This is a genomic window from Streptomyces sp. NPDC051913 (assembly GCF_044593635.1).
Taxonomy (GTDB): domain Bacteria; phylum Actinomycetota; class Actinomycetes; order Streptomycetales; family Streptomycetaceae; genus Streptomyces.
The window spans coordinates 171643-196556 of record NZ_JBIUCI010000005.1 but is presented as its reverse complement, the minus strand read 5'-3'; the positions used below and the strand labels follow the sequence as shown (position 1 = coordinate 196556).

The window sequence follows — 24914 nt, the reverse complement described above, 5'->3', positions numbered from 1 at the left end:
ATGCGTTTCGGGCTGCTTCTTCTTAGCTGCCGCGGCGAGGGCCTGTAGTCCAGGTCGACTCCCTCCCCGCGGAGCTTGGCGTTGCGTCGTCGGCCGTCCTTCCGGACACCCTGAGGAGCCCCCGCATCATGGCGAACCGCCAGCAGCCCAGCACCATGCCGATCCACAAGTACGGCCAGTACGAGCAGGTCGACATCGCGGACCGCACGTGGCCGAACAACCGGATCACCGCCGCCCCCCGCTGGCTCTCCACCGACCTGCGTGACGGCAACCAGGCCCTGATCGACCCCATGTCGCCCGAGCGCAAGCGCCGGATGTTCGACCAGCTGGTCAAGATGGGCTACAAGGAGATCGAGGTCGGCTTCCCGGCCTCGGGCCAGACGGACTTCGACTTCGTCCGCTCGATCGTCGAGGAGCCGGGCGCGATCCCGGACGACGTCACCATCTCCGTACTGACCCAGGCCCGCGAGGACCTGATCGAGCGGACCGTGGAGTCCCTGAAGGGCGCCAAGCGGGCCACCGTCCACCTGTACAACGCCACCGCCCCCGTCTTCCGCCGGGTGGTGTTCCGCGGCTCCAAGGACGACATCAAGCAGATCGCCGTCGACGGCACCCGCCTGGTCATGGAGTACGCGGAGAAGCTGCTGGGCCCGGAGACCGAGTTCGGCTACCAGTACAGCCCCGAGATCTTCACCGACACCGAGCTGGACTTCGCCCTGGAGGTCTGCGAGGCGGTCATGGACGTCTACCAGCCGGGTCCGGGCCGCGAGATCATCCTCAACCTGCCCGCCACGGTGGAGCGTTCGACCCCGTCCACGCACGCGGACCGCTTCGAGTGGATGAGCCGCAACCTCTCCCGCCGTGAGCACGTGGTCATCTCCGTCCACCCGCACAACGACCGCGGTACGGCGGTGGCGGCCGCCGAGCTGGCGCTGATGGCCGGCGCCGACCGCGTCGAGGGCTGTCTGTTCGGCCAGGGCGAGCGCACCGGCAACGTCGACCTGGTCACCCTGGGCATGAACCTGTTCTCCCAGGGCGTCGACCCGCAGATCGACTTCTCCGACATCGACGAGATCCGTCGTACGTGGGAGTACTGCAACCAGATGGAGGTCCACCCGCGCCACCCGTACGTGGGCGACCTGGTCTACACGTCCTTCTCCGGCTCCCACCAGGACGCCATCAAGAAGGGCTTCGACGCGATGGAGGCCGACGCGGCCGCCAAGGGCGTCACGGTCGACGACATCGAGTGGGCCGTGCCCTACCTGCCGATCGACCCCAAGGACGTCGGCCGCTCCTACGAGGCCGTCATCCGCGTCAACTCGCAGTCCGGCAAGGGCGGTATCGCGTACGTCCTGAAGAACGACCACAAGCTGGACCTGCCGCGCCGGATGCAGATCGAGTTCTCCAAGCTCATCCAGGCCAAGACCGACGCCGAGGGCGGCGAGGTCACCGGCGGTGACATCTGGAACGTCTTCCAGGACGAGTACCTGCCGAACCCCGAGAACCCGTGGGGCCGAATCCAGGTCAAGAACGGGCAGTCGACCACCGACACGGACGGCGTGGACACGCTGAAGGTGGAGGCCACGGTCGATGGCGTCGACACGGTGCTGACCGGTACCGGCAACGGTCCGATCTCGGCCTTCTTCGACGCGCTGGCCAAGGTCGACATCGATGCGCGGCTGCTGGACTACCAGGAGCACACGATGAGCGAGGGTGCGTCGGCGCAGGCCGCGTCGTACATCGAATGCGCGATCGACGGCAAGGTTCTGTGGGGGATCGGGATCGATGCGAACACGACGCGTGCGTCGCTGAAGGCGGTTGTGTCCGCTGTTAACAGGGCTGCGCGCTAAGAGGGGGCCGCGCGGGGTCGTGTTTCGGCTGCGGGTTCGTTGTGGCTGGTCGCGCAGTTCCCCGCGCCCCTGAGGGCACCACCCCCACCGGCGTTTTCCAGGTCCCGTCCGCGGTTCTTCCGCGGGCGGGGCCCGTTCGTTTCCGGCCATCTCTCTGTGCAGGTCACGGAAAGGTCTCGTCCAGGGTGCTGACTGGGGGTCTCCGATGTGGCTAACATCACGCCAGCGCGGCGATGTTGCCGTGCGGTTACGCGGAGGTGTGACGTGCTGCCAGGACGGGGACGAAACGACCGTGCCGCCAGGCCTGCGCGCATGCTGGGCACGCGTACCGCGTGGACGCCCGTGGGCGACGGGGAGTTCTTCTGCCCGGGATGCGGCGGGGACCGCAACTACCAGCGGCTGACCGGGCGCCGCCGCTTCACCCTCCTCGGGGTTCCGGTCCTGCCGCGCGGCGCGACCGGGCCGGTCGTCGAATGCGCCGCCTGTCGCCGCCACTTCGGCACCGACGTCCTCGACCACCCGACCACCACCCGCTTCTCCGCGATGCTCCGCGACGCCGTCCACACCGTCGCCCTCGCCGTCCTCGCCGCGGGCGGCACCTGTTCGCGTGCGGCGCTGGAGGCGGCCGCCTGCGCGGTGCGCGCCGCGGGGTTCGACGACTGCACGGAGGACCAGCTCGGCGCGCTGGTGGAGGCGCTGGCGGCCGACACGGGGCGGGTCTTCGGTGAACCCTGCGGGGCCGGCCTGGCGATAGAGCTGCACGAGGCGCTCGATCCGCTGGCGCCGCACCTCGCCCCGGCCGGGCGGGAGTCCGTCCTGCTCCAGGGCGCGCGGATCGCGCTCGCCGACGGGCCCTACACCCCGGCCGAGCGGGACGCGCTGGCCACGGTGGGCGCCGCCCTCACCATCTGCGCGGACGACGTCACACGGCTGCTGGCGGCGGCACGGACACCGTCGTAAGACCCTTCCGTTACTCCCCGGGGAGTAACCGCGGCCGTATGCCGCCCTCCGGAGTAACCGCCAACTCGCCCTTCCGCGCGACGATTCGGCCGTTCCGCGCCGGGAGTCTGGACACGACCCAGACACCCGACCGGAGGGAGGCCCGTCGATGGGGGCCGCAAGGACATCTTCACCGCGACGGCGTACCGTGCCCTGGGTGCTGCTCGGGCTCTGGATCGCCGTGCTGGCGTTCGCCTCACCGTTCGCCGCCAAGCTCGCCGACGTCCAGCGGGACCGGGCCGTCGACTATCTGCCCGGCAGCGCCGACTCCACGCAGGTCGCCAGGATCCAGGACCGGCTGCCCGGCGGCGAGGCCACCGAGATGGTCGTCGTCTATCACCGTGCCGGTGGGCTGACCGCGGCCGACAAGGCGACCGCCGCCGCGCAGATCGAACGGATCGCCGGCGCGCACCAGCTCACCGGTCGGCCGCAGGGCGTCCCCTCCAAGGACGGCACCACCCTGATGTACCCGGTGGCGAGCACCGAGCCGGGCACCGACGAGAAGGCGCGCGACGCCCTCGTCAACGACGTACGGGACATCGCGCACGACGACGGCGGGATGAGCGTCGACGTGGGCGGCGCGGGAGCCCTCCAGACCGACGCCGCCGAGGTGTACAACGCGCTCGGCGGGCCGCTGCTCTACACCACGGCCGGGGTCGTCGCGCTGCTGCTGATCCTGATCTACCGCAGCCCGGTCCTGTGGCTGGTGCCGCTCGCCGTCGCGGGCCTCGCCGACTATCTGTCGATGGCCGTGGCGTACGGCCTCCACCAGTGGTTCGGCACCGCCGTGACCGGCGCCGGCTCCGGCATCATGACCATCCTCGTGTTCGGCGCGGGCACCGACTACGCGCTGCTGCTCGTCTCCCGCTACCGGGATCTATTCGCAGTGCTCCGGCCTTCAGGCCGGGGGTGAAGCGAATCTGCCGGTGTGACGCGGAGCGTCACCGCGACGGGTCGGAGATATGCCGCCTGCGGCGCGGAGCGCTGCGAGGCATCCCGGCGGAGCCGGGCGCGGCTCACCCCGGCCGGTTCTGCTGCTCGATGTACTGCCTGACCACGGACAGCGGGGCACCGCCGACGGTTCCGGCGAAGTAGGACCCGGACCAGAGTTTGTTGGCCCGCCAGTAGTGGCGCACCAGGTCGGGGAACTCGCTGCGCAGGCGGCGGGAGGAGACGCCCTTGAGGGAGTTGACCAGTTTGGTCACGGCGACCTTGGGCGGGAAGTTCACCAGCAGGCGGACGTGGTTGTCCTCGCCGTTGAACTCCACCAGCTCGCACTCGAAGTCCGCACACACCGACCGCATGATCTCCTCCATCCGCCTCAGGTGGGCATCGGCGAACACCTTGTGCCGGAACTTGGTCACGAAGACCAAGTGGACATGCATCACGAACGTACAGTGACGACCAGTCCTGATCTTCTGCATCTCACCCATAACCCAAGTATGTAGGGTGACGGTCATGCAGCTTCGGTACAGCTTCCGCCTGTACCCGGACGCCGTCCAGCAGGCGGCGTTGACGAGGGCGTTCGGGTGCGCCCGCGTCGTGTTCAACGACGCGGTCCGCGCCCGCGAGGACGCCCGGACGGCCGGGCAGCCGTTCCCGAAGATCGGGGAACTGTCCACACGGCTGATCACCCAGGCCAAGACCACCCCGGAACGCTCCTGGCTGGGCGAGGTCTCCGCCGTGGTGCTCCAGCAGTCCCTGCGGGACGCCGAGAGGGCGTACCGCAACTTTTTCGCCTCCCTGGACGGCACCCGCAAGGGCCCGAGACTGAGAGCGCCCCGCTTCAAGTCCCGCAAGGACCACCGGCAGTCGATCCGGTTCACCGCGAATGCCCGCTGGAAGATCACCGACGCGGGCCGCCTCGACCTGCCGAAGATCGGCGCGGTGAAGGTGAAATGGTCCCGCGCCCTGCCTGTCACACCGTCCTCGGTGACCGTGGTCAAGGACGCGGCGGGACGGTTCTTCGCCTCCTTCGTCATCGACACCGATCCCGCCACCGACGCGGAACGTCTGCCGCAGACCGAGAACACCATCGGCATCGACCTCGGCCTGACCCACTTCGCCGTCCTCTCCGACGGCACGAAGATCGACTCCCCGCGCTTCCTGCGCCGCGCGGAGAAGAAGCTGAAGAAGGCCCAAAAGGAGCTGTCCCGCAAGCAGAAGGGATCGAAGAACCGGGCCAAGGCCCGCCTGAAGGTCGCCCGTGCCCACGCCAAGGTCACCGACGCACGCCGTGAGTTCCACCACCAGCTCTCCACCAAGCTGATCTCCGAGAACCAAGGGATCGCCGTGGAGGACCTGTCGGTTGTGGGACTGGCCCGCACCAGGCTGGCCAAGTCCGTCCACGACGCGGGCTGGGCATCGTTCGTGACCATGCTCAAGTACAAGGCCGAACGGTACGGCCGCACCCTGGTCACCATCGGCCGGTACGAGCCCACCAGCCAGACCTGCTCCACCTGCGGCACCAAAGACGGACCCAAACCCCTGAGCGTGCGGGAATGGACCTGCCGTGCCTGCGGCACCGTCCACGACCGGGACACCAATGCAGCGATCAACGTCAAGACGGCCGCCGGACTGGCGGCATCGGCCTGCGGAGCGCCGGTAAGACCAGGAGCGATCCCGGCACAGCGCGAAGAAACAGGAAGCCACGGATTCCCGACCGGAAACCGTGCCGCGTAGCGGCACAGCAACCCGTCAGGGAAGGCCACAATCCACGCCCTCCAGGGCGAGGAGCATGTCAATACCGTCAGTACGTCGCCTCCTCCCTCGTCGAACGCGCCGAGCGGGCGAACGCACCCGCGAGGAGGAGGCGCGGCGCCGGGTCGCCGAGGAACGCCTGCGGATCGCCCGCGACCTGCACGACCTGCTGGCCCACAGCATCACGCTGATCGGCGTGCAGACCTCGGTCGCCGCCCATGTGCTGGCCGCCGACCCCGAACGCCTGGACCGGGAGACGGTGGCGAAGGCGCTGGAGGACATCGCGGACACCTGCCGTTCCGCGCGGGGCGAACTGCGCACGACGCTGGAGGTGCTGCGCGAGCAGGGCGCCACCGTGGAGGTGCGCGGGCCGCTGCCGGGTCTGGACGGGGTTCCCGACCTCGTGGAGGCGGCCCGGCTGCGAGGCGGGCACCGGCCGGGAGGCGGTGGAACTGGCCCGGGGCTCGCGTGCGGACCTGATCGTGATGGACATCCGGATGCCGGACCTGGACGGCATCGAGGCGACCCGGCTGATCGCGGCGGATCCCGACCTGGCCGGGGTGAAGGTGCTGGTCCTCACGACGTACGACACGGACGAGAACATCGTGGAGGCGCTCCGGGCGGGGGCGTCGGGGTTCCTGGTCAAGGACACGAGACCGGCGGAGATGCTGGAGGCGATCCGGACGGTGGCGGCGGGGGAGTCCCTGCTGTCACCGGGGCCGACGGCGCGGATGATCGCGCGGTTGCTGAGCAGTCCGGGCGTGGTGCGGACTGTTGTGGCCGAGGCCGGCCCCCGACTCCCTGTCCGAGCGGGAGCGGGAGGTGCTGACGCTGGTGGGGCGGGGGCTCAACAACACGGAGATCGGCGACGCGTTGGGGCTGAGCCCGCTGACCGCGAAGACCCATGTCAGCCGGATCATGGGCAAGTTGGGGGCCAGGGATCGGGCACAGTTGGTGATCGTGGCGTACGAGTCTGGGATGGTTACACCCGGGGGTGTGTAGCCGTGGGTGACGGGGAGAGGCTGTTCGTCTCGCATGCCGGGGCGGACCGGGCCTGGGCCGAGTGGGTGGCTTGGCAGTTGCAGGACGTCGGGTACGAGGTCGAACTGGACGTCTGGCACTGGGGCGCCGGGGACAACTTCGTCCTGAGGATGCGTCAGGCGCTGGAACGAGGGCGGATGGTCGCCCTGTTCTCGCGGGCGTACTTCGACACGGGCCGGTTCACGACGGAGGAGTGGACCGACGTGTTGGGGGCGCGGGAGAACTGGGTTCCCGTGCGGGTGGAGGACGCCGAGGCGCCTCCGCTGTTGCGCTCCCTGCTGGCGCCGGATCTGTTCGGGCTGGGGGAGGACGAGGCGCGTTCCGTACTGCTGCGGGCGGTGGCGGGACCGCCGGGGACGCCCGGGCGGGCGCCGGAGTTCCCTGAGGCGGGCCGCCGCCCCGGTCGATTGCGGTCGATGGGCGCGACCGGGCCCCGGCTGCCGGGAAGCCTGCCGCGCGTGTGGAACATCCCGGCGCGCAACGCGGGGTTCACGGGCCGGGACGACCTACTGGTCGAGGTACGGACCGGGTTGGCCGGGGCGCGGGCGGTGGCGGTGCTGGCGCTGGACGGCCGGGGCGGTGTGGGCAAGACCCAGCTGGCGATCGAGTACGCGCATCGGTTCAGCGGGGAGTACGAACTGGCGTGGTGGGTCGCGGCGGAGGACGCGGCGCTGATCCCGGACCAGTTGGCGGGGCTCGCGGTGGCCACGGGGTGCGCGCAGGCCGATGTCCCGCAGGCCGAGGCGGTACGGGCGCTGGGGGAGGAGCTGCGGACGCGGCAGCGTTGGCTGCTGGTGTTCGACAACGCGGAGGACCCGGCGGCGCTGCGGCCGCATCTCCCGGCCGGGGCCGGACATGTGCTGATCACCTCCCGGAACCCGCAGTGGCACCACGTGGCCACGCCGGTGGACGTCGATGTGCTGGCGCGCGCGGAGTCCGTGGCGCTGCTGCGGTCCCGTAGCCGGGGGTTGGGGAAGGAGGACGCGGACCGGCTGGCGGAGGCGCTGGACGATCTGCCGTTGGCGCTGGTGCAGGCGGCGGAGGCGTTGACGGCGTTCAGCCCGGACCGCTATCTGACCTTGCTGGCGCGCAGTCCGGGGACGGCGACGGAGGACGGTACGCCGCCGGACTATCCGCGGTCGTTGGCGGCGTCGGTGCGGTTGAGCATGGAGCGGCTGGAGGTGGAGGACAGCGAGGCGGCTGATCTGCTGAGGGCGTTGGCGTTGTTGGCGCCGGAGCCGTTTCCGCTGCATGCGTGTGATCCGGACAAGGTCGACGACGAAGAGGGCGACGGCCTTTTGCGGGTGTTGTCCGAACCGAGGGCCTTCCGGCGGGTGCTGGGGTCGGTGGAGCGGTTCGGGCTGGCCCGGGTGGCCGGTGGCAGCATCCAGATGCACCGGCTGACACAGGCGGTGTTGCGCGACCAGCTCACTCCTGAACAACGGGCCCTGGCAGCCCGTCGGGCCAGCCTCCTACTGGCCGGCTGTGCCCCCGTTTCCGCGGCCGATCCGGCCACGTGGCCGCGCTGGCCCGCCATGCTGCCGCACCTCCTGGCCCTTTCCCCAGGGGACCTCGCCTCCAGTGACGCCCGGTACGCAGCCTGCGAGGCCTGTTGGTACCTGATGGACCGCGGGGCAGCCAGTACCGTGCTGCCGCGGTTGCAAGGCTTGCACCGCATCTGGTTGCGGCGGTTCGGCGCGGGGGCCCAGGCCACGCTGTGGGCCGTCAACTACCTGGCCCGCGCCTATCACGACATCGGCAACTACGCGGAAGCCCGCCGTCTGGACGAGGAGACGCTCGCCCGGCGGAGACAACTGCTGGGTGATGACCACCCCGAGACCCTGAAGACGGCAGCGAACCTCGCCATCCGAATGGCCGCTCTGGGGGAGACGGAGCAGGCTCGCGCCCTGAGCGAGGACACCCTGGCCAGACAACGCCCGGTGCTGGGTGAGGACCATCCCGACACCCTGAACACCGCCAACGGTCTGGCAATCCGACTGGCCGAATTGGGTGAGACGGAGCGGTCCTGCGTCCTGTCCGAGGATGTCTTCGCCCGCCGTCGCCGGGTGCTGGGTGAGGACCACCCCGACACCCTGACCATTGCCAACAACCTTGCCAACCGGCTGGCCGAGCTGGGGGAGACGGAGCGGGCCCGGCACCTGTACGAGGACACCCTCACCCGCTGTCGCCGGGTGCTGGGTGAGAACCATCCGAGCACGCTGCGCGTCGCCAACAACCTTGCGTGTCTGGACCCCGCCGACGCATCCCCCCAGTAGTCCGCTACAACAACCCCGCCCCCGCCAAGAACTCCCCCACCTTCCCCACCTCCCCCTCCGACAACCCCACCTGAGGCGCAGCAGTGACCGGGCACGCGATGACCCCCCGCAGATACAGCGCCGCCTTGAACGCCCCCAGTGCCGCCGAGGAGCCTCCCATCCGCCCGGGGTCCCCGACCTTCACCATCCCGAACAGCCCGCACAGCCGCTCCTGTTCGACCCGGGCCGCGCCCCAGTCGCCCGCCTTGCACAGCTGGTAGAGCCGGACGTAGCCCTCCGGGTCCACGTTCGCCAGACCCGGCACCGCCCCGTGCGCCCCCGCCGCCAGTGCCGAGTCGACGAACAGCTCGGAACCGGTGAGGGCCGAGAAGCCCGTAAGGTCGGCGTGGCCCCGTACGCCCCGCAGGACGTCACGGAACGCCGCCAGGTCGCCGCTGGAGTCCTTCAGGCCCGCCAGCACCCCCTCCGCCGCGAGCTCCAGCACCACGTCCGTCGGCAGTTTCGTGTGGACGCCGCTCGGGAGGTCGTACGCGACGACCGGGACCTCGCTCGCCGCCGCGAGGAGGCGGTAGTGGCGGGCGATCTCGGCCGGGTGGGTGCGGGTGTAGAAGGGCGCCGTCGCCACCACCGCGTCCGCTCCCGCCACCGTCACCGCCCGGACATGTTCCAGGACCCTCGGCGTGGTCATGTCGATCACCCCGGCCAGTACCGGCAGCCGCCCGCCCACCTGGTCTGCGACCGCCCGCACCACCAACTCCCGCTGCCTGTCCGTGAGATACGCCGCCTCCGACGACGTACCGAGCACGAACAGCCCGTGCACCCCGGCCGAGAGCAGATGGTCGACCAGGCTGAGCAGCGACGGGACGTCCACCTCGCCGTCCGGCGTCAGCGGGGTGCACACGGGTGGTACGACGCCGGTCAGCGGGGCGGGGACGGTCATGGAGGCTCCCTGTCGTCGGTCCTACGCGGGAGATCTTCCCCTTTCCGCGAACTCGACCCCGCCGAGGTGAAGGACGTGATGCGCTGTTGGACGAGGCGCTGAGGGAGGCGGAGGGGCGTGCGAGAAGCTGAGTGGGGCGAGGACGACAGCGGGGTGCTGCGGCTGCCGTCCGGCAGGCTGGTGAGGGGGCGGGGTCTGCGGCATCCCCTGCCGTCGGGGGCGCCGGTCCCCTCGTACGGTCTCTATCTGCTCGGGCACCGGCCCCCGCCCGTTCCCTGGGAGTCGCGCTGGCTGCGCTGGCCCGACTTCCGGCTGCCCGCCGATCGCGCGGACGCCCGCGACGCGCTCGCCGAGGTGTGGGAGCGGGCCGCGGGCGAGCGCGTCGAGGTCGCGTGCGGAGGCGGACGCGGGCGTACGGGGACCGCGCTCGCGTGTCTGGCCGTGCTGGACGGCGTACCGCCCGACGAGGCCGTCGCGTACGTCCGCGCGCACTACCACCGGGGTGCGGTGGAGACGCCGTGGCAGCGGCGCTATGTGCGGCGGTTCAGGGCTGTCCCGTGAGGGTTCGCGCCAGCAGGGCCGCCGTGTCGCGGATCAGCGCGTCGTCCCGGGCGGCGTCCTGCGCGGGCAGGGTCGTCAGGACGGCCAGCAGGAGCGGGGTGCCGTCCTCGGTCCAGGCGATGCCCACGTTGTTGTTGGTGCCGTAGGAACCGCCGCCCGTCTTGTCGGCGACCGTCCAGCTGGGCGGGAGACCGGCGCGCAGCCGGGTGCCGCTCGTGGTGTTGCCGCGCAGCCAGTGCGTGAGCAGGGCGCGGTCCGGGCGGTCCAGGGCGTCGCCGAGGACCAGCCGGCCGTAGGTCCGGCCGATGGCGTACGGGCTCGTCGTGTCCGTGATCCGCCAGGGCTCGGCCGAGTTGAGTTCCGTCTCCCAGCGGTCCAGGCGGGTCACCCGGTCGCCCAGGGAGCGGGCGAAGCGGGTGATGGCGGTGGGGCCGCCGAGTTCGCGCAGGAGGAGGTTGCCGGCGCCGTTGTCGCTGAACGTGATGGCCACCTCGGCGAGTTCGGCGACCGTCATGCCGTCGGCGAGGTGCTCCCGCGTCTTGTCGGAACCCTCCTTCGGCAGGTCGGCGTCCGTGTAGTGGATACGGCGGGACAGGAACTCGCCGTCGCGGTCCAGGTCGCGCAGGACCGCGGCGGACGCGAGCGTCTTGAACAGCGAGCACATCGGGAAGAGTTCGCCGGCGCGATGGCGGACGGTCCTGCCGGTGGCGATGTTGCGGGCGAACACGCCCAGTCGGGCGCCGTGTCGATCCTCCAGCTCACGCAGCCCCGGGTGGGTGGAGGCGTGCGCGGGCGCGCTCGTCATGAGGGCGGTGGCGGTGGCTGCGGTCAGAAGGGTTCGTCGGGCTAAGATCGCGCTCTCCTTCGGTCGGTGGGTGGGGGACGATCTCCGTAGTGATCGACGCCGTACGTCATTCCTTGGTTGCGGGGGCGTAGACCTTCGGGGGACGGCGGTGCGGGCGGGGGCTCGGCACAGTGGCCTTATGGAGATGACCGGGAAGGCCAAGGGGATCAGCCGGGCGCGGTTCCTCACGGGGGTGGCGGGGGCGGCGGTGCTGCCCGCGGGGGCGGCGTCGGCGACCGGGCGGGCGGCGCCCCGCAAGGGACTCGCCCGTCGCGGTGTCGTCTACACCGTCGGCGCGGGCGAGACGCCGGCCACGGCCTGGAGCGCCGCCCGGATGCGCGGAGACCTCCGTGTGATCCGCGACGACCTGCACGCGAACACCGTCGACGTCACCGGCGACGGCGTCGGACGCCTCACCGCCACCGCCGCCGAGGCCGCCGAACTCGGGCTGCACGTCTGGCTTCAGCCGACCCTCGGCGATGCGCCGGAGCGGGACATCCTCGAACACCTCGCGGAGACGGGCCGGTTCGCGGAGCGGCTGCGGCGGCAGGGCGCGAGCGTCGAGCTCAGCGTGGGCTGCGAGTTCTGGCTGTTCGTCCCCGGGATCATCCCCGGGGACACGGTCTTCGAGCGCATCGAGAACCTCCGGAGCGGCAACGTCGACCGGTCCGCGATGCAGCGCCGCCTCGCCCGCTTCACCGCGAAGGCGGCGAGGCTGGGTCGCCGGGTCTTCCACGGCCGCCTCAGCTACGCGTCCGCCCCCGAGATCGACCAGGTCGACTGGGGCCTCTTCGACATCGTGGGCGTCGACTACTACGCGTACTTCCCCCGACGCTCGGAGCATGTGCGGGAGTTGAGGAAGTACCTGCGCCACGGCAAGCCCCTCGTCATCACCGAGTTCGGCACCTGCGCCTACGTCGGGGCCCCCGAGGCGGGCGGCATGGGCTGGGACATCGTCGACCACGGCAAGGATCCCGAGGAGATCAAGGACCCGATCCCGGTCCGCAGCGAACGCGTCCAAGCTGGCTATGTCGCCGACCTGCTGGACGTCTTCACGTCGATGAACCTCTACGGGGCGATGGTCTTCGAGTTCCTCACCGCCGACGCCCCGCACCGCCCCGGCGACCCGCGCCACGACCTCGACCTGGCGAGCTACGGCATCACGAAGGCGGTCCAGAACCACCCCGGCGCCCCGGACCCGGGCTGGCACCGGGAGCCGAAGGAGGCGTTCCATGCCGTGGCCCGGGCCTACGGCAGGGCGTGTCAGCGGCAGTAGAGGTCGGTGGCGGGACGCTCGCCGGTGGCCAGGAAGCGGGACACCGTCGCGTCACCGCACGCGTTGCCGTTGTCGAGATAGGCGTCATGGCCCGTCGAGTTCACGGTCACCATGACGGCTCGCCGGCCGAGGGCCTCGCGGAGCTTGAGGGCGCCGCTCACGGGGGTGGCGACGTCCCGTTCGTTCTGCACGAGGAGGATGTTGGAAGGCCCTCGGTCGGTGATCCGCACCGGCGGCTCCTGGGGCGCGTAGGGCCAGGCGGCGCAGACCATGGCGTTGCGGGGCATGCCGGCGGTGAGCGGGTACTTGGCCCGGCTCTCGTCAACTCCCTTCTGATAGACGGCCGTCGAGGTCGACCAGGCCACGTCGTTGCACAGCGTCCCGGCGCCGACCGCGGCCACGTTCTGCAGCACGGCGTCGGGCGGCGAGGCCGGTGCCGGCGGCAGCGTGCCGCTCTCGGCGGCCAGCATCAACCGGGCGAGGGCGGGGAAGTCGTCGGGGTCGTAGAGGGTGTCCAGCATGGTCTGCCGCAGTACGTTGCCGTTCAGCTCCTCGGGGTTGGCGCCGGGCCACGGGAGCGGCTCCCGGTCGAGCCGCTCGGCCAGCCGCAGGAACAGCGGCCGTACCTCGGCGGCGGTCTTTGCGAGCCGGTACGGATTTCCGGTCTCCGACGCCCACTTGGCGAACTCGGGGAAGGTGTCCTCGACGCCCTGCTCGTGCCCGGCGAGCCAGGCGCGCGAGACCCGCGTCGGGTCCGGGTTGTCATTGCTGTCCAGCACGAACCGGTCCGTGCGCGCCGGGAACAACTGGGCGTAGACCGAGCCGACATACGTCCCGTACGACACCCCCCACGCGGAGATCCGCCGCTCGCCCAGTGCGGCCCGCAGCCGGTCGAGGTCGCGGGCCTCGTTGCGGGTGCTGAGGTGCTTGAGCAGTTCGCCCCCGTTGGCCGCGCAGGCGTCCGCCATCCGCCGGGCGGTGACCAGGGCGTCGTCGACGGAACCGTCGGCGGCGGGCCAGGGCCGCAGCCGGGAGAGCGCGAGGTCCTCGTGCGCCAGCCCGCAGTCGACGGAGGTGGAGGGCGCGAGGCCACGAGGTGCGAAGCCGATGAGGTCGTAGGCGTCCCGGACCTCCTGCGGGAGCTTCTGCCCCTTCCTGGAAGGGTCGTTGAGGCTCGACCCGCCGGGGCCGCCCGGAATGAGGAAGAGCGTCCCGCGCCGGGCGGCCGGGTTCTCGCTCACGATCCTGGAGACGGCGATCTCGATCGTCGGGCCGCCGGGATCGGCGTAGTCCATGGACACGTCGAGCGTGGCGCACTGCTGGCGCGGGTCGAGCCCGGTGCCCGTGCACGGCCCCCAGTCGAGGGCGGCGGCGGGCGCGGCCGACGCGGTGAGGGGCGTCAGCACCCCGAAGACGATCCCGGAGGCGGCGGCGATCAGGGCGAGGCTCTTGGTCATCTGCTTCATGCCCTGAGCCTCGCGGATCTTCCCGACCCGCCCCATCCGGCCAACTGCCTTGTCGGTAGGGGGGTTTACCCCACCGGGTCCAGTAAGGGACGGCGCGCGCACCCCGTGACGGGAGCAACCAGAGAGTCTAGAAGCAACACCCCGCCGGCCATGCACAAAGCGTGAAACTCGGCGGGGCGGGGGAACCACACGACGTGAAGACCCCCGTCGGCAGCTACGTCGTGGACACCCGCACCGGAAGGCTGGGCATCGTCATGGGACACGAAGGCCCCTACCTCCAGCTCAGACCCTACGGCGGCGGCAAGGAATGGGACGTCGCCCCCGACGCCGTACGTCACGCGACCCCCGCCGAGCGGCTCAGCGCGGCGACCGCGTACGCCAACGCGCGCAGCCGGGGCGAGGTGCCTTGACGCCGTTGTCGTAAGGTGCGGGTCCCATGGGCCTGTGGAGCATACGGAGATGGACGAAGCCGAGGGCGACGAGCCGCCACCGCGTTCCGCTCACCAGCTGTGGATGGTGTCGCTGAGCGCGCCCGTGAGCAGAGACCGGGACGCCTCCCGCGGCACGCTCTACCCGTTCACCCGGATCGACGACGAGCGGGCCCGCGACTGGCTCGCCGAGCAGTGGGGCATCACCACCCGCGACCAGCTGGCCGGTCGCCTCGACGAGCTGCACCGCAGCGGCTACCGGGCGCGTGCCGCGCAGCGCTACGGCGTCTCGCCGCTCGCCTGGGACGCCGCGCTGTACGTCGACATCTCCCGGCGCGGCTTCGGCTGCGGGCTGATCACCGAGGCCGAGGCGTGGACCGCCCTGAAGAACATCGTGCCCTCGGTGGTGTCGGCGTACGGCTCCTGGCGCGAGTACGCCGACCACTATCTGCTGGGTCGGCAGGTGTGGCGCGACGACCTGAGGGCCGACGGGGACACCGACCTGCCCGCCCCGCAGGCCACCGCCGACGCGCATCTGCGCGCCCTCCTCGACCCCGCCAACCGCTCCAGCCCGTGGAACCAGGCCCCCTGGACCACCATCAGCCACCCCGACCGGGCCCGCTGACCCCCGGGACCCTCATCAGCCACCCCGACCGGCCCCGTCGGCCCTCGACGTACGGGACAATGACCCCATGAGTCTGTTCCGCGACGACGGCATCGTGCTGCGCACCCAGAAGCTGGGCGAGGCGGACCGCATCATGCTGTGTCCTCCCGGGGGACACCCCCCGTACCCCCGGCCGGACGCCCGCGGGGGTGCGCGATGAGTCTGTTCCGGGACGACGGCATCGTGCTGCGCACTCAGAAGCTGGGCGAGGCGGACCGCATCATGCTGTGTCCTCCCGGGGGGCACCCCCCGTACCCCCGGCCGCACGCTCGCGGGGGCGCGCGATGAGTCTGTTCCGCGACGACGGCATCGTGCTGCGCACCCAGAAGCTGGGCGAGGCGGACCGCATCATCACCCTCCTCACCCGCGGCCATGGGCGTGTGCGGGCCGTCGCTCGTGGGGTGCGGCGGACCAAGTCCAAGTTCGGGGCGCGGCTCGAACCCTTCTCCCATGTCGACGTGCAGTTCTTCGCGCGGGGGAGCGAGCTGATCGGGCGGGGGCTGCCGCTGTGCACGCAGAGCGAGACCATCGCCGCCTACGGCAGCGGGATCGTCTCCGACTACGCCCGCTACACCGCCGGGACCGCGATGCTGGAGACCGCCGAGCGGTTCACCGACCATGAGGGCGAGCCCGCCGTACAGCAGTATCTGCTGCTCGTCGGGGCGCTCAGGACCCTCGCCAACGGGGAGCACGCCCCGCATCTCGTCCTCGACGCCTTCCTGCTGCGCTCCCTCGCCGTCAACGGCTACGCCCCCAGCTTCGGCGACTGCGCCAAGTGCGGCCTTCCCGGGCCGAACCGGTTCTTCTCGGTCGGCGCCGGCGGCTCCGTCTGCGTGGACTGCCGGGTGCCCGGCAGCGTCGTACCCTCTCCACAGACCCTGGAACTCCTCGGCGCGCTGCTTACGGGAGACTGGGGCACGGCCGACGCGTGTGAACCGCGGTACGTGCGGGAGGGCAGCGGACTCGTCTCCGCTTATCTGCACTGGCATCTGGAACGCGGGCTGCGCTCGCTGCGTTACGTAGAGAAGTAAGCCGGAGAGGAACGAGAAGCAACATGGTCGTACGTGGGATCCTGGGGCGCCAGCGCCGCGACTACAAGACGCCGGAGCCGCACCCCTCCGGCGCCCGCGCGCCGAAGCTCCCCGGCGAACTCGTCCCGAACCATGTGGCGATCGTCATGGACGGCAACGGCCGCTGGGCCAAGGAGCGCGGGCTGCCGCGCACCGAGGGCCACAAGGTCGGCGCCGAGCGTGTTCTCGACGTCCTCCAGGGCGCCGTCGAGATGGGCGTCGGGGCCATCTCGCTGTACGCCTTCTCCACCGAGAACTGGAAGCGCTCGCCCGACGAGGTCCGCTTCCTCATGAACTTCAACCGCGACTTCATCCGCAAGACCCGCGACCAGCTCGACGAGCTCGGCATCCGGGTCCGCTGGGTGGGCCGGATGCCCAAGCTGTGGAAGTCGGTCGCCAAGGAGCTCCAGATCGCCCAGGAGCAGACCAAGGGCAACGACAAGCTGACCCTGTACTTCTGCATGAACTACGGCGGCCGGGCCGAGATCGCGGACGCCGCGCAGGCGCTCGCCGAGGACGTGAAGGCGGGCCGTCTCGACCCGTCGAAGGTCAACGAGAAGACCCTCGCCAAGTACCTGTACTACCCGGACATGCCGGACGTCGACCTGTTCCTGCGGCCCAGCGGCGAGCAGCGCACCTCCAATTACCTGCTGTGGCAGAGCGCCTACGCGGAGATGGTCTTCCAGGACGTCCTGTGGCCCGACTTCGACCGCCGCGACCTGTGGCGGGCCTGCGTCGAGTTCGCCTCCCGCGACCGCCGCTTCGGCGGCGCCCTGCCCAACGAGGAGCTGCTGGCCATGGAGGGCAGGCAGACCAACCCGTAGACGGGAAACGTGGCCACTTTGTGGCTACCCGGCGTTCACGGGGGTCGCGCACGATCCGGCCATGAAGGTCACGCACCGCGCCACACCCGCCGCCCTCGCCCTGGGGACCCTGCTGGTCGCGGCCCTGCCCGCGCAGGCCGCGCACCAGCCCGCCCACACCACGAGCTACGGCACCAAGGCCACGTACAGCCCGCGGCAGAGCGCCCACTCCTACCAGCGCCCGCCCGCCGGCTTCACCCCGGTCTTCACGGAGAACGTCTCCCGGCACGGCTCCCGAGCCGCCTCCGACAGCGAGGACGGCGACCTGATCCTCGCCCTGTGGGACAAGGCCCGGACAGCGGGTCAACTCACCGGCAAGGGCAAGGAGTTCGGCCCCACGGTACGCGCCCTCCAGGCCGCCATGGCGAAGGTCGGCTACGGCAACCTCAGCGGACGCGGCGAGCAGGAGATGCGGGACACCGCCGCGCGGATGCACCAGCGGCTGCCCTCGCTCTTCGACAGGATCGCCGCCGACGGCGAGAAGATCGACGTCGTCAGCTCCGGGCAGGGCCGCGCCATCGACAGCGCGAACGAGTACGCCGGTGAGCTGGCCGCCGTCGACCCGGCCCTGAAGCCGCTGATCGGCGAGACCCGTACCGACAAGGACCTGCTCTACTTCCACAAGGCGGCCGGGGGCGCCGCCTACCGGGACTACATCGACAACGACCAGCGGCTCGCGGCCACGCTGAAGTCGATCACCGACCAGTCCCGCACCCATGAGGCCGCTCGCAGCGTCCTGCGCCGGCTCTTCGCGGACGCCTTCGTGGCGCGGCTGAGCGCCGCCGACCAGGTCGCCGCCGCCGAGGCCGTCTACAACCTGTACGCCATCGCCCCCGCGATGAGCGAGGAGAGCCCGGACGGCAGGGGCTGGGGGATGCAGCGGTACATCTCGACCACCGACGCCGCCTGGTTCGGCTACCTCTCCGACGCCGAGGACTTCTACGAGAAGGGCCCCGGCTTCGCCGACAGCGACATCACGTACAAGATGGCCGACGTCCTGCTGGACGACTTCTTCCGCCAGGTCGAGGCGAAGAAGGCGGGCACGAGCACGCTGGGCGCCGAACTCCGCTTCAGCCACGCCGAGGAGATCATCCCGCTGGCCGCCCTGATGGGCCTGCCGGGCAGCACGGAGCCGGTCACCGCGCAGCGGCCGTACACCTACGCGGCCAACCCCTGGCGTGGTGCCGCCGTCTCCCCGCTCGGCGCGAACATCCAGTGGGACGTCTTCCAGAAGGGCGATCGCCTGCTGGTGCGCATGCTCTACAACGAGAAGGAGACCGCGTTCAAGGCGGGCTGCACGCCCATCGCCAAGGGCAGCAAGTTCTACGACCTGGACGAACTGGAGAGGTGCTTCGGACGGTCGTAGACGGCGGGGACACCAACATGTTCCTGCGGTCCTGAAGGCCGCCACCCGCAGCGGTGCTGCGCAAGCGGGGCGTCGCCGACGTGGGCCGGCTGCGGGGGGTCCTCGACCGGAACCTGACCGGGGTCCGAGCCGTCAGCCGGCGGCCGCCGCCGCGCAGTCGGCGCACGTACCGAAGATCTCCACGGTGTGCGCCACGTTGACATAGCCGTGCTCCGCCGCGATGGCCTCGGCCCACTTCTCCACCGCGGGTCCCTCGACCTCCACGGCCTTGCCGCAGACGCGGCAGACCAGGTGGTGGTGATGGTCGCCGGTGGAGCAGCGGCGGTAGACGGACTCGCCGTCGGAGGTGCGCAGGACGTCGACCTCACCTGCGTCGGCGAGGTTCTGGAGCGTGCGGTAGACCGTGGTCAGGCCGACCGAGTCGCCCTTGTGCTTGAGCATGTCGTGGAGTTCCTGCGCGCTGCGGAACTCGTCGACCTCGTCCAGGGCCGCCGCGACGGCAGCCCGCTGCCGGGTCGAACGGCCCTTCACGGGCGGTCCAGCGGTCGTCACCGGTTGCCTCCTCCACACCTACTGCGTCTGCCGGGCCATTGTGCCAGCCCCGACTGTGCCCAGTCAGACGCCGACCTTCCCATCCGCTTCCCGGCTGGCCGGAATCACACACTCCGCGGGGTCCCCGGCGGCTCGGGCCGCGGCTGCCGCCCGGGCCCGGCGGCGGGCCAGCGGGGTGGCCAGGGCGGTGGTCAGGATGAACGCCGCGATGGTCAGCAGGACGATCGTCGCGCCGGGCGGGACGTCCTGGTAGTACGAGGTGACCGTGCCGCTGATGGTGACCGTGACGCCGATGGCGACCGCGATCGCGAAGGTCGCCGCGAAACTGCGGCTGAGCTGCTGCGCCGCCGCCACGGGGACGACCATGAGCGCCGAGACCAGCAGCAGGCCCACCACCCGCATGGCGACCGTGACGGTCACGGCCGCCGTGATCGCCGTCAGCAGGTTCAGGGCGCGCACCGGCAGACCCGTGACCCGGGCGAACTCCTCGTCCTGGCTGACCGCGAAGAGCTGCCGGCGCAGGCCCAGGGTGACCAACACCACGAAGGCCGCGAGCAGACAGATCGCCGTCACGTCCGACTGCGACACCGTCGACAGGGAGCCGAAGAGGTACGAGGTGAGGTTGGCGTTGGAGCCGGTGGGCGCGAGGTTGATGAACATCACGCCGCCGGCCATGCCGCCGTAGAAGAGCATCGCGAGGGCGATGTCGCCGCGGGTCCTGCCGTACCAGCGGATCAGCTCCATGAGCACCGCGCCGAGGACGGAGACGAGGGTCGCCATCCACACCGGGGAGGTGTTCAGCAGGAAGCCGAGGCCGACGCCGGTCATCGCCACATGGCCGATGCCGTCGCCCATGAGGGCCTGGCGGCGCTGGACGAGGTAGATGCCCACGGCCGGGGCGGTGATGCCGACCAGGACGGCGGCGAGCAGGGCCCGCTGCATGAAGGCGTAGTCGAGGATCTCCATCAGCTCAGCAGTCCCGTGTGGATCGGCGCGTGGTCGTGCTCGTGGGGGTGGACGTGGTCGTGGCCGGGCAGCGCGTGCTGGCCGACGGCCTTCGGGGGTGGTCCGTCGTGCAGGACGCAGCCGTCGCGCAGGACGACCGCGCGGTCGATCAGGGGCTCCAGGGGGCCCAGTTCGTGCAGCACCAGCAGGACGGTCGTACCGGCCGCGACCTGCTCCTCCAGGGTGTGCGCGAGCACCTCCTGGCTGGCCAGGTCGACGCCCGCCATCGGCTCGTCCATGATCAGGAGTTCGGGTTCGGCGGCGAGGGCGCGGGCGATCAGCACGCGCTGGTGCTGGCCGCCGGACAGCGCGTCCACCGAGTCCTTCGCGCGGTCCGCCATGCCGACCAGCTCCAGGGCCCGGCGCACGGCCTCGCGGTCGGCCTTGCGGAGCACGCCGAAGCGGGCGCGGGACAGACGGCCCGAGGAGACGACCTCGGTGACCGTCGCCGGGACGCCGCCCGCGGCCGTGGTGCGCTGCGGGACGTAGCCGACACGCGCCCAGTCCCGGAACGCCTTGCGCGGGGTGCCGAACAGCCGTATCTCGCCCTCGGCGAGCGGCACCTGGCCGATGATGCTGCGGATGGCCGTCGACTTGCCGGAGCCGTTGGCGCCGAGCAGCGCGACGACCTCACCGCGGTTCACGGTGAGGTCGATGCCGCGCAGGACGGGCCGCGAACCCAGGTCGGCGCGGACACCGCGCAGGGAGATGACGGGCTCGGACACAGACTCCTCCGGGTGGATCATTTGGCGCCTAGCGCGCTCTGCAGCGCCTTGAGGTTGGACTCCATGACCTGGAAGTAGTCGTCGCCCTTGGACTTGGCGGTGATGCCCTCGATCGGGTCGAGGACGTCCGTCTTCAGGTCGGCGTCGGAGGCGATGGTCTTCGCGGTCTTGTCGCTGACGAGCGTCTCGTAGAACACGGTGGTGACGCCGTCGGCCTTGGCCATCTTCTCAAGGTCCTTGACGCGGTTGGCGCTGGGCTCCGACTCGGGGTCGAGGCCGTTGATGGCCTCCTCGGTCAGGCCGTAGCGCTCGGCGAGGTAGCCGAAGGCGGCGTGGGTGGTGATGAACACCTTGGTCCTGGTGTCGGCGAGCCCGTCCTTGAACTGGGTGTTGAGGCCGTCGAGCCGCTTGACCAGGGCCGCGGTGTTCTTCTTGTAGTCGGCCGCGTGGTCCGGGTCCGCCTTCTCGAAGGCCTTGCCGACGCCCTCGGCGACCTGGGCGTAGCGCACCGGGTCGAGCCAGATGTGCGGGTCGAGACCGGCCAGCTCCTCATTGGCGTGGTCGTCGTGCTCGGCCGCGTGGCCGCCGACCTCGTTGCCGTGCTTCTCCAGCGTGGTGAGGGAGGCGGCGTCGATCTTGGTCTTGACCTCGGACTGGGCCACGGCGTCGTCGACGGAGGGCTGGAGGTTCTTGAGGTAGAGCACCGCGTCGGACTCCTGGAGCTGCGCGGTCTGCTTGGCGCTGATCTCCAGGTCGTGCGGCTCCTGGCCGGGCTCGGTGAGGCTGGAGACGTTCACGTGGTCCCCGCCGATCTGCTCGGCGAGGAAGGCCATCGGATAGAACGAGGCGACGACGTCGAACTTGTCGGTGTTGCCGGCGGCGCTCGCGCCGGAGCACGCGGAGAGGGTCCCGAGACCGAGGGCGGTGACGGCCGCGAGGGCGATCCCGGATATGTGCTGTCGTCGTACGTTCATGACAGTCATTTTCAACAAATATGGAAACCGTTGTCAACAAGCCTGGGTAAGGGGCCGGTGAGAGTGGTGCGGAGCCGAACCGATTTGATACCGGGGGTGGCCCCGCCGGTAACCTGAGGCATTCGCTGCCGTACACCCGTCATGAAGAGAGCACCGTGGCCGCCGACAAGATCGACACCATCGTCAGCCTGAGCAAGCGCCGTGGCTTCGTTTTCCCTTGTAGTGAGATCTACGGCGGTCAGCGCGCCGCCTGGGACTACGGGCCGCTGGGTGTCGAGCTCAAGGAGAACCTCAAGCGCCAGTGGTGGCGCTACATGGTGACGTCGCGCGAGGACGTCGTCGGTATCGACTCGTCCGTGATCCTCGCCTCCGAGGTCTGGGTCGCCTCCGGTCACGTCGCCACCTTCACGGACCCGCTGACCGAATGCACCTCCTGCCACAAGCGGTTCCGCGCGGACCACCTGGAGGAGGCCTACGAGGCCAAGCACAAGCGCCTCCCGGAGAACGGCCTGGCGGACGTCAACTGCCCCAACTGCGGCAACAAGGGCCAGTTCACCGAGCCCAAGCAGTTCTCGGGTCTGCTCTCCACGCACCTCGGCCCGACCCAGGACTCCGGCTCGGTCGCGTACCTGCGCCCCGAGACCGCGCAGGGCATCTTCACCAACTTCGGCCAGGTGCTGACCACTTCGCGCAAGAAGCCGCCGTTCGGCATCGCCCAGATGGGCAAGTCCTTCCGCAACGAGATCACGCCCGGCAACTTCATCTTCCGCACCCGCGAGTTCGAGCAGATGGAGATGGAGTTCTTCGTCAAGCCGGGCGAGGACGAGAAGTGGCAGGAGTACTGGATGGAGCAGCGCTGGAACTGGTACACCGGCCTGGGCCTGCGCGAGGAGAACATGCGGTGGTACGAGCACCCGAAGGAGAAGCTCTCCCACTACTCCAAGCGCACCGCTGACATCGAGTACCGCTTCCAGTTCGGCGGCAACGAGTGGGGCGAGCTGGAGGGTGTGGCCAACCGCACCGACTACGACCTGAACGCCCACTCCAAGGCCTCCGGCCACGACCTCCTCTACTTCGACCAGGAGGCCGGCGAGCGCTGGACGCCGTACGTCATCGAGCCCGCGGCCGGTGTCGGCCGCGCGATGCTGGCGTTCCTGCTCGACGCCTACGTCGAGGACGAGGCGCCCAACGCCAAGGGCAAGATGGAGAAGCGGACCGTGCTGCGGCTCGACCCGCGCCTGGCCCCGGTCAAGGTCGCGGTCCTGCCCCTCTCCCGCAACCCCGAGCTGTCGCCGAAGGCCAAGGGCCTCGCCCAGGCGCTGCGCCAGCACTGGAACATCGACTTCGACGACGCCGGCGCCATCGGCCGCCGCTACCGCCGTCAGGACGAGATCGGTACGCCGTACTGCGTGACGGTCGACTTCGACACGCTGGACGACAACGCCGTGACCGTCCGCGAGCGTGACTCGATGAAGCAGGAGCGCGTGTCCCTCGACCAGATCGAGGGCTACCTGGCCGGCCGTCTGATCGGCTGCTAGGACACCTCTCGCCGCATTGGCCCCTGATGCGGGTCCCGTAGTGGACCTGTATCGGGGGCCTCTGTGCTTCCAGGGTCGAGGGCATGAGCCTCGCCTTCCTCCTCACCACGCTCGTCGTGGTCGCCACCCCCGGCACCGGCGTCGTCTACACCCTCGCCGCCGGGCTCTCCCACGGCCGCCGCGCGAGCGTCGTCGCGGCCTTCGCCTGCACGCTCGGGATCGTGCCGCACGTCCTCGCCACCGTCACCGGGCTCGCCGCGCTGCTCAACGCGAGCGCCGCCGCCTTCCAGGTCCTCAAGTACGCCGGTGTCGCCTATCTGCTGTGGATGGCGTGGGCGAGCCTGCGGGACCGGGACGCGCTCGTCGTCGAGCGGGGCGCCGGTGAGCCCGCCTCCGTGAGCCGGGTCCTCGTGCGCGGTGTGCTGATCAATCTCCTCAACCCGAAGCTGACGATCTTCTTCTTCGCGTTCCTGCCGCAGTTCGTGAGTGTGGACGCCGCGGCCGCGCTGCCGCGGATGCTGCTGCTGAGCGGGGTCTTCATGCTGGCGACCTTCGTGGTCTTCGCCGGGTACGGGGTGCTCGCGGCGTCGGTCCGGCGCCAGGTGATCTCCCGGCCGCGGGTGATGGCGTGGCTGCGGCGGAGTTTCGCCGGGTCCTTCGTGCTGCTCGGGGCGAAGCTGGCCATGGCTGACAGATGACAGATATTGAAATCTGTCATCTGTCATGTCAGGCTGGAGCGCATGACGACACAGACCCCCCGCACCCTCGGCACCACCGGCCTCCAGGTCGCCCCCCTCGGTCTCGGCTGCATGGGCATGTCCGCGCTGTACGGCGACGCCGACCGCGCCGAGTCGATCGCCACGATCCACGCCGCCCTGGAGGCCGGCGTCACCCTCCTCGACACCGGCGACTTCTACGGCATGGGCCACAACGAACTGCTGATCGGCGAAGCCCTGCGCAGCGCCCCCGCCGCCCGTCGCGAACAGGCGCTCACCAGCGTGAAGTTCGGCGCGCTGCGCGGCCCCGACGGCTCCTGGATCGGCTACGACGGCCGCCCCGCCGCCGTGAAGAACTTCGCCGCCTACTCGCTCCAGCGCCTCGGCGTCGACCACATCGACGTCTACCGGATCGCCCGCCTCGACCCGGACGTCCCGATCGAGGAGACGGTCGGCGCGATCTCCGAACTGATCGAGCAGGGCCACGTCCGCCACGTCGGCCTCAGCGAGGTCGGCGCCGAGACGATCCGCCGGGCCGCCGCCACCGCCCCGATCGCGGACCTCCAGATCGAGTATTCGCTGATCACCCGCGGCATCGAGAAGTCGATCCTGCCCACCACCCGTGAGCTGGGCATCGGCATCACCGCGTACGGCGTCCTCTCCCGCGGGCTGATCTCCGGCCACTTCGGGCGGGACAAGCAGTTCGCCGCCAACGACTTCCGCGGGTTCTCGCCGCGCTTCCAGGGCGACAACTACCAGCGCAACCTCGACCTCGTCGACGCCCTGCGCAAGCTCGCCGAGCAGAAGGGCGTCAGCGTCGCCCAGCTCGCCATCGCCTGGGTGCTGTCCCAGGGCCCGCGGCACGACACGGTCATCGTGCCGCTGGTCGGCGCCCGCACCCGCGAGCGGCTCACGGAGTCGCTGGGCGCCCTGGACGTCGTACTGGACGCGGCCGACCTCGCGCTGATCGAGGACGCCGTCCCGGCGGACGCGGCGGCGGGCGAGCGCTACGCGACGGCACAGATGGCACACCTGGACAGCGAGCGCTGATCCCGGCTCC

The 24914-nt window shown here is 70.6% G+C and carries 24 protein-coding genes and 3 pseudogenes; 19 read left to right on the top strand and 8 right to left on the bottom strand.

Annotated features, from left to right (window positions below; genetic code table 11):
• The first annotated feature begins 128 nt into the window (after nucleotides 1-128).
• From leuA to ACIHIX_RS16910, 3 genes and pseudogenes are all read left to right on the top strand, one after another.
• On the top strand, nucleotides 129-1850 hold the full coding sequence (gene leuA, locus ACIHIX_RS16920) for a 2-isopropylmalate synthase (protein WP_399956048.1): 1722 nt from the start codon (nucleotides 129-131) through the stop codon (nucleotides 1848-1850).
• 264 nt (nucleotides 1851-2114) lie between these two features.
• Entirely contained in the window at nucleotides 2115-2810 is a 696-nt protein-coding gene (locus tag ACIHIX_RS16915; RefSeq protein ID WP_399956045.1) for a TerB family tellurite resistance protein, read from the top strand.
• Between the two features lie 148 nt (nucleotides 2811-2958).
• A pseudogene (locus ACIHIX_RS16910) lies at nucleotides 2959-3726 on the top strand (MMPL family transporter); the annotation flags it as partial.
• A 139-nt stretch (nucleotides 3727-3865) separates the two neighbouring features.
• Here ACIHIX_RS16910 and tnpA read toward each other — a convergent pair.
• Entirely contained in the window at nucleotides 3866-4282 is a 417-nt protein-coding gene (tnpA, locus tag ACIHIX_RS16905) for an IS200/IS605 family transposase (RefSeq protein ID WP_399956042.1), read from the bottom strand.
• A gap of 25 nt (nucleotides 4283-4307) precedes the next feature.
• Here tnpA and ACIHIX_RS16900 point away from each other — a divergent pair, with 25 nt between their 5' ends.
• From ACIHIX_RS16900 to fxsT, 5 genes and pseudogenes are all read left to right on the top strand, one after another.
• Nucleotides 4308-5531: an RNA-guided endonuclease InsQ/TnpB family protein gene (locus ACIHIX_RS16900; protein WP_399956039.1), complete on the top strand. Its 1224-nt coding sequence runs from the start codon at nucleotides 4308-4310 to the stop codon at nucleotides 5529-5531.
• Between the two features lie 62 nt (nucleotides 5532-5593).
• Nucleotides 5594-5977, top strand: a pseudogene (locus tag ACIHIX_RS16895) (histidine kinase dimerization/phosphoacceptor domain-containing protein); the annotation flags it as partial.
• Nucleotides 5978-5995: 18 nt separating this feature from the next.
• A pseudogene (locus ACIHIX_RS16890) lies at nucleotides 5996-6172 on the top strand (response regulator); the annotation flags it as partial.
• 151 nt (nucleotides 6173-6323) lie between these two features.
• Nucleotides 6324-6551: a response regulator transcription factor gene (locus ACIHIX_RS16885; RefSeq protein WP_399957287.1), complete on the top strand. Its 228-nt coding sequence runs from the start codon at nucleotides 6324-6326 to the stop codon at nucleotides 6549-6551.
• A 2-nt stretch (nucleotides 6552-6553) separates the two neighbouring features.
• Nucleotides 6554-8866 (top strand): FxSxx-COOH system tetratricopeptide repeat protein, encoded by a 2313-nt coding sequence (fxsT, locus tag ACIHIX_RS16880; protein ID WP_399957284.1) that lies wholly within the window; start codon nucleotides 6554-6556, stop codon nucleotides 8864-8866.
• Between the two features lie 4 nt (nucleotides 8867-8870).
• Here fxsT and ACIHIX_RS16875 read toward each other — a convergent pair whose 3' ends face one another.
• The gene (locus ACIHIX_RS16875) at nucleotides 8871-9806 is read right to left on the bottom strand and encodes a dihydrodipicolinate synthase family protein (RefSeq protein ID WP_399956036.1); all 936 of its coding nucleotides are present in this window, start codon (nucleotides 9804-9806) and stop codon (nucleotides 8871-8873) included.
• Between the two features lie 117 nt (nucleotides 9807-9923).
• On the opposite strand from ACIHIX_RS16875, the gene ACIHIX_RS16870 reads away from it, so the two are divergent.
• The gene (locus ACIHIX_RS16870; protein ID WP_399956033.1) at nucleotides 9924-10367 is read left to right on the top strand and encodes a protein phosphatase; all 444 of its coding nucleotides are present in this window, start codon (nucleotides 9924-9926) and stop codon (nucleotides 10365-10367) included.
• Here ACIHIX_RS16870 and bla read toward each other — a convergent pair.
• Entirely contained in the window at nucleotides 10351-11172 is an 822-nt protein-coding gene (gene bla, locus ACIHIX_RS16865; RefSeq protein ID WP_399956030.1) for a class A beta-lactamase, read from the bottom strand. The two genes, ACIHIX_RS16870 and bla, sit on opposite strands and share 17 nt — an antisense overlap.
• 178 nt (nucleotides 11173-11350) lie before the next feature.
• Here bla and ACIHIX_RS16860 point away from each other — a divergent pair, with 178 nt between their 5' ends.
• Entirely contained in the window at nucleotides 11351-12487 is a 1137-nt protein-coding gene (locus ACIHIX_RS16860; protein ID WP_399956027.1) for an abortive phage infection protein, read from the top strand.
• Here ACIHIX_RS16860 and ACIHIX_RS16855 read toward each other — a convergent pair.
• Nucleotides 12475-13953, bottom strand: coding sequence for an alpha/beta hydrolase (locus tag ACIHIX_RS16855; protein WP_399956025.1), 1479 nt, complete (start codon nucleotides 13951-13953; stop codon nucleotides 12475-12477). The genes ACIHIX_RS16860 and ACIHIX_RS16855 overlap by 13 nt on opposite strands.
• Nucleotides 13954-14147: 194 nt before the next feature.
• Between ACIHIX_RS16855 and ACIHIX_RS16850 the strand changes: the two genes are divergently transcribed.
• From ACIHIX_RS16850 to ACIHIX_RS16825, 6 genes are all read left to right on the top strand, one after another.
• Nucleotides 14148-14363, top strand: coding sequence for a hypothetical protein (locus tag ACIHIX_RS16850; protein WP_399956023.1), 216 nt, complete (start codon nucleotides 14148-14150; stop codon nucleotides 14361-14363).
• 49 nt (nucleotides 14364-14412) lie between these two features.
• Nucleotides 14413-15006 (top strand): DUF1266 domain-containing protein, encoded by a 594-nt coding sequence (locus tag ACIHIX_RS16845; RefSeq protein WP_399956020.1) that lies wholly within the window; start codon nucleotides 14413-14415, stop codon nucleotides 15004-15006.
• 67 nt (nucleotides 15007-15073) lie between these two features.
• Nucleotides 15074-15205: a hypothetical protein gene (locus ACIHIX_RS16840; protein WP_399956018.1), complete on the top strand. Its 132-nt coding sequence runs from the start codon at nucleotides 15074-15076 to the stop codon at nucleotides 15203-15205.
• Between the two features lie 124 nt (nucleotides 15206-15329).
• Complete coding sequence (gene recO, locus ACIHIX_RS16835) at nucleotides 15330-16076, top strand: DNA repair protein RecO (RefSeq protein WP_059191671.1); 747 nt, start codon at nucleotides 15330-15332, stop codon at nucleotides 16074-16076.
• Between the two features lie 23 nt (nucleotides 16077-16099).
• On the top strand, nucleotides 16100-16939 hold the full coding sequence (locus tag ACIHIX_RS16830; RefSeq protein WP_399956015.1) for an isoprenyl transferase: 840 nt from the start codon (nucleotides 16100-16102) through the stop codon (nucleotides 16937-16939).
• A gap of 61 nt (nucleotides 16940-17000) precedes the next feature.
• Nucleotides 17001-18344, top strand: coding sequence for a histidine-type phosphatase (locus ACIHIX_RS16825; RefSeq protein WP_399956013.1), 1344 nt, complete (start codon nucleotides 17001-17003; stop codon nucleotides 18342-18344).
• 132 nt (nucleotides 18345-18476) lie between these two features.
• Here the strand turns inward: ACIHIX_RS16825 and ACIHIX_RS16820 are convergent, their stop codons facing one another.
• From ACIHIX_RS16820 to ACIHIX_RS16805, 4 genes are all read right to left on the bottom strand, one after another.
• A complete protein-coding gene (locus ACIHIX_RS16820) occupies nucleotides 18477-18896 on the bottom strand; it encodes a Fur family transcriptional regulator (RefSeq protein WP_399956011.1) in 420 nt (139 codons plus the stop codon).
• 63 nt (nucleotides 18897-18959) lie between these two features.
• Nucleotides 18960-19862 carry a metal ABC transporter permease gene (locus tag ACIHIX_RS16815; protein ID WP_399956009.1) on the bottom strand — a complete coding sequence of 301 codons (903 nt, stop codon included), beginning with the start codon at nucleotides 19860-19862 and terminating at the stop codon, nucleotides 18960-18962.
• On the bottom strand, nucleotides 19862-20647 hold the full coding sequence (locus ACIHIX_RS16810) for a metal ABC transporter ATP-binding protein (protein ID WP_399956007.1): 786 nt from the start codon (nucleotides 20645-20647) through the stop codon (nucleotides 19862-19864). Before ACIHIX_RS16810 ends, ACIHIX_RS16815 begins: the two co-directional genes overlap by 1 nt.
• Nucleotides 20644-21600 carry a metal ABC transporter substrate-binding protein gene (locus ACIHIX_RS16805; RefSeq protein ID WP_399956005.1) on the bottom strand — a complete coding sequence of 319 codons (957 nt, stop codon included), beginning with the start codon at nucleotides 21598-21600 and terminating at the stop codon, nucleotides 20644-20646. Before ACIHIX_RS16805 ends, ACIHIX_RS16810 begins: the two co-directional genes overlap by 4 nt.
• A 155-nt stretch (nucleotides 21601-21755) precedes the next feature.
• On the opposite strand from ACIHIX_RS16805, the gene ACIHIX_RS16800 reads away from it, so the two are divergent.
• The 3 genes from ACIHIX_RS16800 to ACIHIX_RS16790 all read left to right on the top strand — a co-directional run bounded on the left by ACIHIX_RS16800 (nucleotide 21756) and on the right by ACIHIX_RS16790 (nucleotide 24904).
• A complete protein-coding gene (locus tag ACIHIX_RS16800) occupies nucleotides 21756-23138 on the top strand; it encodes a glycine--tRNA ligase (RefSeq protein WP_399956002.1) in 1383 nt (460 codons plus the stop codon).
• 83 nt (nucleotides 23139-23221) lie between these two features.
• Complete coding sequence (locus ACIHIX_RS16795) at nucleotides 23222-23836, top strand: LysE family translocator (RefSeq protein ID WP_399955999.1); 615 nt, start codon at nucleotides 23222-23224, stop codon at nucleotides 23834-23836.
• A 42-nt stretch (nucleotides 23837-23878) separates the two neighbouring features.
• Entirely contained in the window at nucleotides 23879-24904 is a 1026-nt protein-coding gene (locus tag ACIHIX_RS16790) for an aldo/keto reductase (protein WP_399955996.1), read from the top strand.
• Nucleotides 24905-24914: the final 10 nt, after the last annotated feature.

Bases quoted from the DNA above. Each gene is read 5' to 3' on its own strand.
- leuA (WP_399956048.1), top strand. From the start codon at position 129: ATGGCGAACCGCCAGCAGCCCAGCACCATGCCGATCCACAAGTACGGC.
- tnpA (WP_399956042.1), bottom strand. From the start codon at position 4,282: ATGGGTGAGATGCAGAAGATCAGGACTGGTCGTCACTGTACGTTCGTG.
- ACIHIX_RS16900 (WP_399956039.1), top strand. From the start codon at position 4,308: ATGCAGCTTCGGTACAGCTTCCGCCTGTACCCGGACGCCGTCCAGCAG.
- ACIHIX_RS16875 (WP_399956036.1), bottom strand. From the start codon at position 9,806: ATGACCGTCCCCGCCCCGCTGACCGGCGTCGTACCACCCGTGTGCACC.
- bla (WP_399956030.1), bottom strand. From the start codon at position 11,172: ATGACGAGCGCGCCCGCGCACGCCTCCACCCACCCGGGGCTGCGTGAG.
- ACIHIX_RS16860 (WP_399956027.1), top strand. From the start codon at position 11,351: ATGGAGATGACCGGGAAGGCCAAGGGGATCAGCCGGGCGCGGTTCCTC.
- ACIHIX_RS16855 (WP_399956025.1), bottom strand. From the start codon at position 13,953: ATGAAGCAGATGACCAAGAGCCTCGCCCTGATCGCCGCCGCCTCCGGG.
- ACIHIX_RS16845 (WP_399956020.1), top strand. From the start codon at position 14,413: ATGGACGAAGCCGAGGGCGACGAGCCGCCACCGCGTTCCGCTCACCAG.
- ACIHIX_RS16840 (WP_399956018.1), top strand. From the start codon at position 15,074: ATGAGTCTGTTCCGCGACGACGGCATCGTGCTGCGCACCCAGAAGCTG.
- recO (WP_059191671.1), top strand. From the start codon at position 15,330: ATGAGTCTGTTCCGCGACGACGGCATCGTGCTGCGCACCCAGAAGCTG.
- ACIHIX_RS16830 (WP_399956015.1), top strand. From the start codon at position 16,100: ATGGTCGTACGTGGGATCCTGGGGCGCCAGCGCCGCGACTACAAGACG.
- ACIHIX_RS16825 (WP_399956013.1), top strand. From the start codon at position 17,001: ATGAAGGTCACGCACCGCGCCACACCCGCCGCCCTCGCCCTGGGGACC.
- ACIHIX_RS16815 (WP_399956009.1), bottom strand. From the start codon at position 19,862: ATGGAGATCCTCGACTACGCCTTCATGCAGCGGGCCCTGCTCGCCGCC.
- ACIHIX_RS16810 (WP_399956007.1), bottom strand. From the start codon at position 20,647: ATGATCCACCCGGAGGAGTCTGTGTCCGAGCCCGTCATCTCCCTGCGC.
- ACIHIX_RS16805 (WP_399956005.1), bottom strand. From the start codon at position 21,600: ATGAACGTACGACGACAGCACATATCCGGGATCGCCCTCGCGGCCGTC.
- ACIHIX_RS16795 (WP_399955999.1), top strand. From the start codon at position 23,222: ATGAGCCTCGCCTTCCTCCTCACCACGCTCGTCGTGGTCGCCACCCCC.
- ACIHIX_RS16790 (WP_399955996.1), top strand. From the start codon at position 23,879: ATGACGACACAGACCCCCCGCACCCTCGGCACCACCGGCCTCCAGGTC.